Annotated in this window: 11 protein-coding genes; 9 read left to right on the top strand and 2 right to left on the bottom strand. The window is 72.5% G+C overall.

Annotated features, from left to right (window positions below; all coding sequences use genetic code 11):
- Nucleotides 1-7 precede the first annotated feature (7 nt).
- The 3 genes from ACGFYY_RS14960 to ACGFYY_RS14950 all read left to right on the top strand — a co-directional run bounded on the left by ACGFYY_RS14960 (nt 8) and on the right by ACGFYY_RS14950 (nt 2,358).
- Nucleotides 8-1,180 (top strand): glycerophosphodiester phosphodiesterase, encoded by a 1,173-nt coding sequence (locus ACGFYY_RS14960; RefSeq protein WP_393709470.1) that lies wholly within the window; start codon nt 8-10, stop codon nt 1,178-1,180.
- 73 nt (nt 1,181-1,253) lie between these two features.
- Nucleotides 1,254-1,814, top strand: a complete 561-nt coding sequence (locus ACGFYY_RS14955) for a sigma-70 family RNA polymerase sigma factor (RefSeq protein ID WP_393709468.1) — start codon at nt 1,254-1,256, stop codon at nt 1,812-1,814.
- Between the two features lie 37 nt (nt 1,815-1,851).
- Nucleotides 1,852-2,358, top strand: a complete 507-nt coding sequence (locus ACGFYY_RS14950) for a GNAT family N-acetyltransferase (protein WP_393709466.1) — start codon at nt 1,852-1,854, stop codon at nt 2,356-2,358.
- Here the strand turns inward: ACGFYY_RS14950 and ACGFYY_RS14945 are convergent.
- Nucleotides 2,348-2,737, bottom strand: a complete 390-nt coding sequence (locus ACGFYY_RS14945; RefSeq protein ID WP_393709590.1) for a hypothetical protein — start codon at nt 2,735-2,737, stop codon at nt 2,348-2,350. The genes ACGFYY_RS14950 and ACGFYY_RS14945 overlap by 11 nt on opposite strands.
- Nucleotides 2,738-2,840: 103 nt before the next feature.
- Nucleotides 2,841-3,209, bottom strand: coding sequence for a hypothetical protein (locus tag ACGFYY_RS14940; RefSeq protein WP_365268020.1), 369 nt, complete (start codon nt 3,207-3,209; stop codon nt 2,841-2,843).
- A gap of 557 nt (nt 3,210-3,766) precedes the next feature.
- Here ACGFYY_RS14940 and ACGFYY_RS14935 point away from each other — a divergent pair.
- The 6 genes from ACGFYY_RS14935 (at nt 3,767) to cobT (ending at nt 12,120) form a co-directional block, all read left to right on the top strand.
- Nucleotides 3,767-4,822: a methionine ABC transporter ATP-binding protein gene (locus ACGFYY_RS14935; protein WP_393709463.1), complete on the top strand. Its 1,056-nt coding sequence runs from the start codon at nt 3,767-3,769 to the stop codon at nt 4,820-4,822.
- Nucleotides 4,819-5,487, top strand: a complete 669-nt coding sequence (locus tag ACGFYY_RS14930) for a methionine ABC transporter permease (protein ID WP_365268024.1) — start codon at nt 4,819-4,821, stop codon at nt 5,485-5,487. The genes ACGFYY_RS14935 and ACGFYY_RS14930 overlap by 4 nt, the downstream gene beginning before the upstream one ends.
- 95 nt (nt 5,488-5,582) lie before the next feature.
- Complete coding sequence (locus ACGFYY_RS14925) at nt 5,583-6,449, top strand: MetQ/NlpA family ABC transporter substrate-binding protein (RefSeq protein WP_365268026.1); 867 nt, start codon at nt 5,583-5,585, stop codon at nt 6,447-6,449.
- A 236-nt stretch (nt 6,450-6,685) separates the two neighbouring features.
- On the top strand, nt 6,686-7,393 hold the full coding sequence (locus tag ACGFYY_RS14920; protein ID WP_393709460.1) for a GNAT family N-acetyltransferase: 708 nt from the start codon (nt 6,686-6,688) through the stop codon (nt 7,391-7,393).
- Nucleotides 7,394-7,493: 100 nt separating this feature from the next.
- Nucleotides 7,494-8,693 carry a precorrin-6y C5,15-methyltransferase (decarboxylating) subunit CbiE gene (gene cbiE / locus ACGFYY_RS14915; RefSeq protein WP_365268030.1) on the top strand — a complete coding sequence of 400 codons (1,200 nt, stop codon included), beginning with the start codon at nt 7,494-7,496 and terminating at the stop codon, nt 8,691-8,693.
- Nucleotides 8,694-8,967: 274 nt separating this feature from the next.
- Nucleotides 8,968-12,120 (top strand): nicotinate-nucleotide--dimethylbenzimidazole phosphoribosyltransferase, encoded by a 3,153-nt coding sequence (gene cobT / locus ACGFYY_RS14910; protein WP_393709457.1) that lies wholly within the window; start codon nt 8,968-8,970, stop codon nt 12,118-12,120.
- Nucleotides 12,121-12,257 lie beyond the last annotated feature (137 nt).

Here is a 12,257-nt window from a genome sequence, read left to right as displayed (position 1 = left end):
GGCACTCATGACACAGGGTGGGGCAGCGCGGCGAACGGTCCTGGGGGCGGCCGTCCTGGCGGCGGGCACCGGGATCACCGGACTCGCGGCGGGTTCCGCCGCGGCCGACGACGGGTACGGCGAGGGACACGGCGACGGGGGATACCGGGACCTTCCCCACCCGACGGTCATCGGCCATCGTGGAGCCGGCGGCTACCGGCCGGAGCACACGATCGGCTCGTACCAGCTCGCCCTCGACCTGGGCGCGGACGTCGTCGAGCAGGACCTGGTCCCGACCCGCGACGGCCATCTGGTGTGCCGCCACGAGAACGAGATCGGCGGGACCACCGACGTCGCCGACCACCCCGAGTTCGCCTCCCGGCGCACCACCAAGTCCGTCGACGGCGTCTCCGTCACCGGCTGGTTCACCGAGGACTTCACCCTGGCCGAGCTGCGGACCCTGCGCGCGAAGGAACGTATCCCCGCCATCCGTCAGCGCAACACCCTCTACGACGGCCGGTGGGCGGTACCCACCTTCGAAGAGGTGCTCCGCTGGGCCGACCGCGAGGGCAGGCGGCGCGGCAGGCGGGTGTGGCTGCACGTGGAGACCAAGCACCCCACCTACTTCCGGGGTCTGGGCCTCGGCCTGGAGGAGCCCCTCGCCAAGCTCCTGCGCCGCTACGGGCGGGACGGGCGGGGCGCCGCCGTCTTCCTCCAGTCCTTCGAGCCCTCCAGCATCCAGCGGCTCTCCCGGCTGGTCTCCGCGCCCCGCGTGGTCCTGCTCTCCGCGGCCGACACCCGGCCCTGGGACTTCGAGGTGGCCAAGGACCCGCGTACGGTCGCGGACCTGGTCGCGCCCGAGGGCCTGAAGTGGATCGCCGGCTTCGCCCAGGGCATCGGACCGACCATGGACCTGATCCTCCCGCGCGACGCGGCCGGCAAGCTCGGCACACCGACCACCCTGGTGAAGGACGCCCACGCCCGCGGGCTGCTGCTGCACCCCTACACCGCTCGCAACGAGAACAGCTTCCTGCCGGCCGAATACCGCAGGGGAACCGACCCGGCCGCGTACGGGAACGCCCTCGGCGCCTTCCGCACCTACTTCGAACAGGGCATCGACGGGATCTTCACCGACAACCCGGACACCGGACTGCTCGCCGCCGATGCCTTCCGCCCGGGCCGACGCCCCGTCAACCGCTGAGCGCTGCTTCCCGTACGAGTGGCCCGGGCCCGGCGGGGAAACCGTCCGGCCCGAACCGCTCGTCCCGCCCGGCATGGACCTGCTGAAGGCTGATTACGTCGACAAGCTCGGCCCGCTGCTCTCCGCCGAGGCGGCCGCGGAGGCCCCGGGCACCGGGGTGGACGCGGCCGACCTGGAACAAGCCGTCTGGGTCAGGCTGCTGGAGAGCGGCGGCCCCGCCCCCGATCCGGCCGAACCCGCGGAGCCGGCGCGGTGGCTGCGTCGCGCGGTCCGGGCGGAGGCGCGCCTGGCCCGCCGCCGGGCCCGCCGCGAGATCCCGTACGGCCACGGCCGGGGCTCGGCGGACGGGAGCACGACGGGCGGCGCGGCCGCCGCGGACGAACCGGAGGACGCCCTCCTGCACGGCGAGGAGAACCGCGCACTCCGATCGGCCGTCGCCCGGTTGCCCGGACGCTGTCCCGAGCTGATGAAGGCACTTCTTTCGCCCAGAGACCTCACTTACCGTGAAATCGCAGGAGAGTTGGGTATCTCACAAGGAAGTTTGGGGCCCGTGCGTTCCCGTTGCCTGGGATGTCTGCGCAGAATGCTGGCTGCAGAGGTTGCGGCTCCTGGCCTGCGGGGAAAGGAGCGGTAGACCAACGGGCTACCAGGTGAGCTGGAGGCATGCGCACATGGGCATGAGCGTGACCATTTCGGCGGCGGCCGCCGAGGACGCGGAGCAGATCTTCAAACTGCAGTACCTGGCCTTCCAGCGGGAGGCCGAGCTCTACGGCAACTACCTGATCCAGCCGCTCACCCAGTCCCTGGAGTCCCTCAAGGGGGAGCTGGCGACCGACACCGTCCTGGTGGCCCGACTCGGCGACGAGATCGTCGGCACCGTGCGCGGCAACGTCGACGAGGACGGCACCGGCAAGATCGCCAAACTCTGTGTGCACCCGCGCCTGCAGGGTCACGGCCTCGGGGCGCGCCTGCTGCGCGCGGTCGAGGAGGCCCTGGCGAGCCCGGGCAACACCACGCGCTTCCGCCTGCACACCGGGCACAAGAGCGAGTCGAACCTGCGCCTCTACCGCAAGGCCGGCTACGTCAAGGTCGGCGGCCGCACCGCGTCCGACGGCGTCCAGCTGGTGATCCTGGAGAAGGAAGCCAAGGACCCGACCGACTTCACGGTCAGCGCGTAGTCGCCGCTCCGCGCCCGCGCAGCCAGAGCATCCCGGTGATCGGCAGGATCACCGGGATGAACAGGTAGCCCATCCCGAACTGCGACCACACGGTCGTGTCGGGGAAGGCCTCGGGGCGTACCAGGGTCCAGGTCCCGACGGCCAGCACGCCCGCCAGCTCGGCGGCGCAGCAGACCAGCGCCGCCTTGCGGGCCCGTTCGCCGCCGCGCACCAGCGAGTACGTGATGAACGCGTAGGCCAGCGCGGCCACGGCGGACAGCGAGTACGGGAGCGGCGCCCGGTCGAACTCGGTGGAGATCTGGAAGGCCGAGCGGGAGACCGCGCCCACCACCATGACCCCGTAGAGCCACACCAGCAGCAGGCCGGGCCCGGAGACCAGGCGCTTGCGCCCGGCGGAGGCCGCAGGCGTGGTGGAGGCGGTACCTGTTCCGCGTCCGGTGTCGGTGTCGGTGTCGGTGTCGGTGTCGTTCGTCGTGTCGGAGTCAGGCACCGGTGGTTCCCCAGATGTCGTAGAGCCGTACTTCGAGGACGGCGAGCACGACGGCGCCGGCGGCCACCGTGATCGATCCCCACTTGGTCCGCTCGGTCAGCGAGAGCAGTCCGGCCGCCGGAACCGCGGCGAACGCGCCCACCAGGTAGGCCACGAAGATCACCGTGCCTTCGTCGGGCTTCCCGCCCTGGGCCAGCTTCACCAGACCGATCACCAGCTGTGCCAGGACCAGCACCGTCACGACGGCCATACCGATGAAATGCCAGTCCTTGGTCGGCTGGTCCCGCCATGCGGCGTGGCCGCACCAGGCGGCGAGGGCGAGTGCGGCCACGCCGATGGCGACCGTCAGGGCGTCGAGCATGGAGCGAGGGTATTACGGGCCGAAAGACCCGATGCGCGCACCCCGGTGTCCCGACCGTGGTCTTGACCACAGCGGGCCCGGTCACCGCACCCGGGAGGGAGCGGTCCGTACGGGCCCCGGGACCCCTGTCGATGCAGGTCAGCCTGGCCGCAGGGGCAGGGAGGGGAAGGGTGGCCATGCCCGGTGCGGTCCGGTATGCGGTCGAATGGCGTCCGCTATTCGGACGTCTGTGATCGGTCAGGGGAGAGGTCTGGTTTACTGGGGCCCATGACCACGACGAGCAGCCGCACCCTTGCGACCGAGGCGACGATGACGCCCGGTGCTCGTTGTATGTGTCGAATGTGCGCCTTCTGAGGGCCCCCTCCTGAGTCTCGCGCCCCGAAGCGAGACCAGTCGCGCCAGTGCTTCGTCCCCTGATGAACAGCACGGCTCGGTCATGCCCCGCGCACGCGTCGACACCATCATTTTCTGACGGTTCGTCCCGTATCGCGTCCCCAGATTGTTTGCCCCGTGCCGGCACCCCGCTGCGCCGCGCACACGACAGCGACGGAAATCCTGTGATCACCACATCGGGCCTCACGAAGGTCTACCAGTCCCGTGGCCGCGAGGTCACCGCCCTGGACGGCGTCGATCTCCACGTCCGTGAGGGCGAGGTGTACGGAGTCATCGGCCAGAGCGGCGCAGGCAAATCCTCCCTGATCCGCTGCGTCAACCTGCTGGAGCGCCCCACCACCGGCACGGTGACCGTCGACGGAGTCGACCTCACCGCCCTCGCCGGCCGCGGCCGCCGCGCCGGCAAGGAGCTCCGCGAGGCGCGCAGCCGCATCGGCATGGTCTTCCAGCACTTCAACCTGCTGTCCTCGCGCACCGTCCAGGGCAACGTCGAGCTGCCCCTGGAGATCCTCGGGATCTCCGGCCGCGAGCGCTCCCGCAAGGCCCTCGAACTCCTCGACCTCGTCGGTCTCGCCGACAAGGCCAAGGCCTACCCGACCCAGCTCTCCGGCGGTCAGAAGCAGCGCGTCGGCATCGCCCGCGCCCTGGCCGGCGACCCCAAGGTGCTGCTGTCCGACGAGGCCACCAGCGCCCTGGACCCCGAGACCACCCGCTCCGTGCTGGGGTTGCTCCGCGACCTCAACCGGCAGCTCGGCCTCACCGTGCTGCTCATCACGCACGAGATGGACGTCGTCAAGACCGTCTGCGACTCGGCCGCCCTGATGAAGAACGGCCGGATCATCGAGTCCGGCACCGTCGCCGAACTCCTCGCCACCCCCGGCTCCGAGCTGGCCTGCGAACTCTTCCCGGTCACCGGCGCCGCCACCGGCCCCGACCGCACGGTCGTCGACGTGACCTTCCACGGCGAAGCCGCCGCCCAGCCGGTCATCTCGCAGCTCTCGCGCACGTACAACATCGACATCTCGATCCTCGGCGCCGCGATGGACACCGTCGCGGGCCGGCAGATCGGCCGCATGCGCATCGAACTGCCCGGCCGCTACGAGGACAACGTCGTCCCGGTCGGCTTCCTGCGCGAGCAGGGCCTCCAGGTCGACGTGGTCGACGACCCCGAAGACGCCGACGCCGAGCTCGCCCAGCTCGTCAAGGATGGTGCCAAGTGACCTGGTCCGAAATGCAGCCCCTGCTCACCCAGGGCACCTACGACACCCTCTACATGGTGCTGTGGTCCACCCTGGTGACCGTGCTCGGCGGCCTGCCCCTCGGCATCCTGCTGGTCCTCACCGACAAGGGCGGCCTCCTGCAGAACCAGCCGTTCAACAAGGTCCTCGGCGTGATCGTGAACATAGGCCGCTCGCTGCCGTTCATCATCCTGCTGATCTTCCTGATCCCGGTCACCACCGCGGTCGTCGGCACCTTCATCGGCCCCACCGCCATGATCGTCCCGCTGGCCATCGGCGCCATCCCCTTCTTCGCCCGCCTCGTCGAGACCGCCGTCCGCGAGGTGGACCACGGCCTGATCGAGGCCGTCGAGTCCATGGGCGGCGGTATCCCCACCCTGGTCGGCAAGGTCCTGCTCCCGCAGGCCCTGCCCTCCCTGGTCGCCGGCGTCACCACCACCGTCATCACCCTCGTCGGCTACTCCGCCATGGCGGGCGCCGTCGGCGGCGAAGGCCTCGGCTCCAAGGCCATCACCTACGGCTTCCAGCGCTTCGAGACCGGCTTCATGATCGCCACCGTCGTGGTCCTGATCGCCCTCGTCACGCTGGTCCAGCTGCTCGGCGACGGCGTGGTCCGCCTCCTCGCCCGCCGCGGCCGGACCGCCTGAGAAGACTTCCCCCCCCCCAACAGAGCCCGCACTTGTCGTGCTTGGGCCACCACCAGCAAGTCATCGGTACTTGTTCAGCAAGAAAGGCACTCTTCGTGCGTAAGAACATCAAGCTCACCGCCCTCGCCGCCACGGCCACCGCGCTCGCCCTCGGCCTCACCGCCTGCGGCAGCTCCTCGGACCCGTCCTCGGCGAAGGCCGACGGCGGCAAGGCCGACGAGAGCAAGCCCCTCGTCATCGCGGCCTCCCCGAGCCCGCACGCCGACGTCCTGAACTTCGTCAAGGACAAGCTCGCCGCGAAGGAAGGCCTCAAGCTGGAGGTCAAGGAGTTCACGGACTACGTCCTGCCGAACACCGCCACCGAGCAGGGCCAGGTCGACGGCAACTACTTCCAGCACAAGCCGTACCTCGACGACTTCAACAAGAAGAACAGCACGCACGTCGTGCCCGTCGTGAACGTGCACCTGGAACCCCTCGGCCTCTACTCCAAGAAGATCAAGGCCATCGGTGACATCAAGGCCGGCCAGACCATCGCCGTCCCCAACGACACCACCAACGAGGGCCGCGCGCTCCAGCTCCTCGCCGCGAACAACCTGATCACCCTCAAGGAAGGTGTCGGCACCAGCGCCAAGCTCTCCGACATCACCGACAAGAAGGGCCTGGAGTTCAAGGAGCTGGAGGCCGCCACGGTCCCGCGCGCCCTGAACGACGTGGACGCCGCGATCATCAACGGCAACTACGCCCTGGAGGCCAAGCTGTCGCCCGCCAAGGACGCGCTGGTCCTGGAGAAGGCCGAGGGCAACCCCTACGCCAACTTCCTCGCGGTCAAGGACGGCAACCAGGACGACCCGCGGATCCAGAAGCTGGCCAAGCTCCTGAACTCCGACGACGTCAAGAAGTTCATCGAGGAGAAGTACCAGGGCTCGGTCGTCGCGGCCTTCGGCGCCCCGGCCACCTCCTGAACCGGTACCTCGTGATCCGGTTCCTCCCGAACCGGTCATGAATCTCGGCCCCGCACGCACCTGACGGCGCGCGGGGCCGAGCTCTGCCCGCTTCCGGGCAACCCGGCCCTGCACATCACCCGGTCGATGCTGCATGCTGTGGCCTACGAACCGCACGCACGGTCCCGCACGAACGGTCCCGCACCGCGGTCGCATCGCACCACGGTCGCACCACGGTCTCAGGCATGGAGCTGCGCATGACTACCACCTTCCCGGACGTCACCATCAGCACGGACCGGCTGGTGCTGCGCCCCTTCGAGGAAGAGGACGTCACCGCGCTGACCGAGATGATGAACGACGAGCACGTCACCGCCTGGACCGGAGCGCCCCACCCCTACACCCCCGCCGAGGCGCACGCCTGGGCCACCCGACACTCCCACGCGGAACGCACCGAGGGCCGCGGCATCGTCTTCGCCGTCACCGAGTTCCTCACCCAGCGCCTCGTCGGCATCGTGCACCTGCAGAGCACCAACTGGCACACCCGCGCCACCGAGGTCGGCTACGTCACCGCCCCCTGGGCCCGCGGCGAGGGATACGCCAGCGAATCCGTGCTGGCCGTCGCCCAATGGCTCTTCCGCGACCAGGGATTCGAGCGCCTCGAACTGCGCACCGCCGCCGACAACACCGCCTCGCAGCAGGTGGCCCAGAAGATCGGCTGCATCAGCGAGGGCGTCCTGCGCAACGCGTGGATAGTACGTACGCAGACGACCGACGGCGGCTGGACCGACACCCGCACCGACCTCATCGTCTGGAGCCTGGTCCCCGAGGACCTCGACGAGGGCGACGGATACGACGGGTACGACAGCTACGACAGCTACGACAGCTACGACGGATACGCCCGCAGCACCGCGTTCCCGCAGCGTTCCGACGCGAACGGCCACCGGGTCGGCGCCGACTGGAACTGAACCGATGAGCGGGTAGTCTCACCGTGCCCGCCCCGACCGAACTTCGCCCTCCTCCGGCCACCGCCGGGAGGCGCCCCGCCAGACCAGGAGACTGACGACGATGGCCGACCGGGTCACGGTGATCGGCTGGGACGGTTCGCCCCTGACCGCGGGCGCCCGGTCCGCGCTCTCCGCCGCCACCCTCGTGGCCGGCGCCGCGCACCACCTCGCCCTCCCCGAAGTACCGCCCCACGCGGAGCGCATCCGCCTGGGCAGTGTCGGCCTCGCCGCACGCCGCATCGCCGGCCACCGCGGCACCGCGGTCGTCTTCGCCGACGGGGACCCCGGCTTCTTCGGCGCCGTACGCGTCCTGCGCGCCCCGGAGCACGGCCTGGAGGTCGAGGTCGTCCCGGCCGTCTCCTCCGTCGCCGCCGCCTTCGCCCGCGCCGGCATGCCCTGGGACGACGCCCAGGTCGTCGTGGCCCACCCGCGCACCCTGCGCCGCGCGGTCAACGTCTGCCGCGCCCACGCCAAGGTCGCCGTCCTCACCTCACCCGGCGCCGGCCCCGCGGAGCTCGCGCTGCTCCTCGAAGGAGTTCACCGCACCTTCGTCGTCTGCGAGGAACTCGGCACGGACCGGGAGCAGGTGAGCGTCCTCACCTCCGACAAGGCCGCCGACCACAGCTGGCGCGACCCGAACGTCGTCATCGTCATCGGCGGCGGGGGACCCGCCCCCGCCGACGCGGGCTGGCTCCTCGGCCGGAGCGCCGCCCGGTCCACCGAACGCGGCTGGGCCGGGCCGCAGACCGACACCGGCGAAGGCGGCTCCGCACAGCTGCGCGCGGCCCAACTCGCCCGCCTCGGCCCGCGCACCGGCGACCTCCTCTGGGACATCGGCGCCGGATCCGGCGGCGTGGCCGTGGACGCGGCCGCCCTCGGCGCCGCGGTCATCGCGGTGGATGTCGACCCGGCCGCCTGCGACCGCATAACTGCCGCCGCCCGCAGGCGCGGAGTGCAGCTGCAGGCAGTCGCCGGGCGCGCACCGCACGTACTGGAGAACCTGCCCGAACCCGATGTCGTCCGCGTCGGCGGTGGCGGCGCCGACGTCGTCGCGGCCGTCGCCGAACGCCGCCCCGAACGGATCGTCAGCCACGCCTCCACCCGCGACGAGGCGGAGGCGATCGGCAGGGCACTCACCGAACACGGTTACGCCGTCGAGTGCGCACTGCTCCAGTCCGTCGGCCTGGACACCCGGACCTGGACCGAACAGGACCGTTCCGTGGTGTTCCTCCTGGCAGCGGAACGCCCCGCCACGCGCTGAGACGAGGGCCGGGGTAGGCTGGCCGATCGTCGTACTGCTTCGGACGATTCGGGCATCGCGACACCGCCTGGACGCGCGACGTGGCGCAGTCCACAGAGGACCGTGACGGTTATGGCCGCCACGGTGGCCGACGGGCGCGACAATGCTTACTGGTTGTCGTGCCGGCGCATGCGAGACGAGCTCGTCGCACCGCAACCCCGCAGGCAACACCGCTCGGCGGCCTCGTGGGCGACCGGGCGATCGAAGAGGCAAAACCGATGGGCGAGGGGTAAGCATGACTGACACCGGCCAGGTCCCGGGCGAGGGTCTCCCGGACAACGCGGGCATGGTGGATCAGCAGAGCGTCCCCGCTCCGGTCCAGATCCCGGCGCCGATTCCCGCCGGCTACGCCTTCCAGGACCTCATGGACGATCCGGCCGAGCCGGAGGACGAGGAACTGCTGCTGATGCCGAGCGGCCAGGGCGCCTGGAGCGACCCGCAGGTCGTCCCGCAGGCCCCGGCCTTCCCCGCGCCCCAGCTCGGCGAGCCGCAGACGTACGCGGACCAGCCCTTCGGCGCCGAGCCCGCCCACGCCGAGGCCCCGGCCGGGTACACCGAGTTCCCCCCGCCCGTGTTCCCCGACGGCGGCTACAGCGCGGGCGCGCACGAGACCGGCGGCCGTGACTCCGGCGCGCTCGACCTCGGCGGCCTCGTCGTCCCGCCGCCGGCCGCCCCGGCGGCCCCCGCGGCACCCCTGCGGCGTCCCCTGCACATGGGCCCGCCCATGCCCGAGGCCAACGGCGGAGTCGTACGGTCCCTCGCCGACCGCGGCCCGGCCGCGGCGCCCGCCCAGGCCGCCGCGATGGCCGCCGTGAGCACTCCGGCGGCGCCCACCCCGTTCCCGCAGGCGGGGCCCCCGACCATGGGACCCGAGTACCTGGACGTCCGCGCCGAGGCGGCGCCGGCCGCCGCGGCCCAGCCGGCCGAGATCCCGCCGCAGGCCGGGGCCCCCTGGACCCCGGAGCCGGTCGCCGCGCCCGAGCCGGTCGCCGAAGCGGTGGCCGAGCCGGTGGCGGAGTCCGTCGCGGCCCCCGTGGAGCCGGAGCCGACCCCGGCTCCCGCGGAGACGGTGGTCCAGCCCGAGCCCGTTCAGCCCGAGCCCGTCGCGGTCGAGCCGGAACCCCAGCCGGAGCCGGTCGCGGTCGAGCCGGCTGCCGCCGAGCCGGTCGCCGCCGAGCCCCTCGCCGTCGAGCCCGAGCCGGAGCCGCAGCCCGAGCCGGTCGCCCCGGTGGAGCCGGTGGCGGCCGCCGTGGCCGAGCCGGTCGCCCCGGAGCCCGTCGCGGTCGAGCCCGTCGCGGTCGAGCCGCAGCCGCTGCCGGTCGTGGCCGAGCCGGTGGCCGTGGAACCCCAGCCCGAGCCCGCACGCGTGGCCCCGCCCGTCGCGGCCGAGCCGGCGCAGCCGGAGGCCGTCCCGGCGGGGCAGCCCGAGGCCCCGGCCGCGGAGCCGGTCGAGGTACGGCCCGAGCCGGTGCCCGCCGCCCCGGCCGTCGTGGCGGAGCCGGCCCAGCCGCAGACCGTCCGGCCCGAGCCCGAGCCGGAGCCGGCGCCGCACCTCCAGATCCACCCCGAGGCCGCCCCCGAGCCGGTCCCCGCGGAGCAGCCCGAGGGGCAGCCGGAGGTCGAGCCCGTGACGGACGCCGCCGCGCCCTCCGTCGGCGAGGCGGCCCCCGGCTACGCCGACGCCGAGCGCGAGGCCGTCCTGCGCGTCATGCGCGAGCGCCGCGACATCCGCAAGGGCTTCCGTACCGACCCGATCCCGCACGAGGTGCTGCTCCGCGTCCTGGAGGCGGCCCACACCGCGCCCAGCGTCGGCCACTCGCAGCCCTGGGACTTCGTCGTCATCCGCTCCGCCGAGACCCGCCGGACGATGCACGAGCTCGCCCAGCGCCAGCGCGAGGCGTACGCGAAGTCGCTGCCCAAGGGCCGGGCGAAGCAGTTCAAGGAACTCAAGATCGAGGCCATCCTCGACACCCCGGTCAACATCGTCGTCACCGCCGACCCCACCCGGGGCGGGCGCCACACCCTCGGCCGGCACACTCAGCCGCAGATGGCCCCGTACTCCTCGGCCCTCGCCGTCGAGAACCTCTGGCTCGCCGCGCGCGCCGAGGGCCTCGGCGTGGGCTGGGTCAGCTTCTTCGACGAGCGCGAGATGGTCCGCGAGCTGGGCCTGCCCGAGCACCTCGAAGTCGTCGCCTACCTCTGCGTCGGCTACGTCGACGAGTTCCCCGAGGAGCCCGAGCTGGCCCAGGCCGGCTGGTCGCAGCGCCGCCCGCTGTCCTGGGTGGTCCACGAGGAGACCTACGGCCGCCGTGCGCTGCCCGGCGAGGAGCCGCACGACCTGCTCTCCGAGACCGTCGCCAGCATCCGCCCGCTCGACGCGAAGGCCCTGGGCGAGGCCTGGGAGCGCCAGAAGCGCATGACCAAGCCCGCCGGCGCCCTCGGCATGCTGGAGATCATCTCCGCCCAGCTGTCCGGCCTCTCCCGGGTCTGCCCGCCGCCGATCCCGGAGCCTGCGGCGGTCGCGATCTTCGCCGGTGACCACGGCGTGCACGCCCAGGGCGTCACCCCGTGGCCCCAGGAGGTCACCACGCAGATGGTCGCCAACTTCCTGGGCGGCGGCGCGGTCTGCAACGCCTTCGCCAACCAGGTGGGCGCCGAGGTCTGCGTGATCGACGTCGGCGTCGCGGGTGACCTCCCGGCCACCCCGGGCCTGCTCCCGCGCAAGGTCCGCCCCGGCACCGCCGACCTCTCCACCGGCCCCGCCATGACCCGCGAGGAAGCCGTCGCGGCCATCGAGGTGGGCATCGAGACGGCCCGCGACCTGGTGGCGGCGGGCAACAAGGCGCTCCTCACCGGAGAGATGGGCATCGCGAACACCACCGTGTCCGCCGCTCTCATCTCGGTCTTCACCGGTGTCGACCCGGCCGAGGTGACCGGCCGCGGCACGGGCATCAACGACGAGACGCACGCCCGCAAGGTCGAGGTCGTCCGCCGCGCCCTGGAGCTCCACCAGCCCGACCCGGCGGACCCGATCGGCGTCCTCGCGGCGATCGGCGGCCTGGAGCACGCGGCCATCGTCGGCCTCCTGCTCGGCGGCGCGTCCCTGCGTACCCCGGTGATCCTGGACGGCGTCAGCGCCGGAGCCGCCGCCCTGGTGGCCCGCGCCATCGCCCCGGAGTCCCTGTCGGCGTGCATCGCGGGCCACCGCAGCGCCGAGCCGGGCCACGTAGCGGCGCTGAACAAGCTGGGCCTGCGCCCGCTGGTCGACCTGGACCTCCGCCTCGGCGAGGGCACCGGCGCCCTCCTCGCCCTCCCCCTGGTCCAGAGCGCGGCCCGCGCGATGCACGAGGTCGCCACCTTCGACTCGGCGGGCGTCACCGAGAAGTAGGACCCACCCCGGGCCTCCGCCGGGGGCCGGGACGGCGGGCCCGCGCCCGCCGCCGTGGGGCGGGGACACTCCGGGAGGTCCCCGCGGGCCGAGCGAACCCACCGCCGAGCGGCGGGCCGGTCCGGCTCAGGGTTCGC

The organism is Streptomyces sp. NPDC048331 (genome assembly GCF_043201215.1).
Classification (GTDB): Bacteria; Actinomycetota; Actinomycetes; order Streptomycetales; family Streptomycetaceae; genus Streptomyces.
The sequence above is the reverse complement of the archived record's forward strand: the minus strand, read 5'-3'. Positions and strand labels throughout refer to the sequence as shown.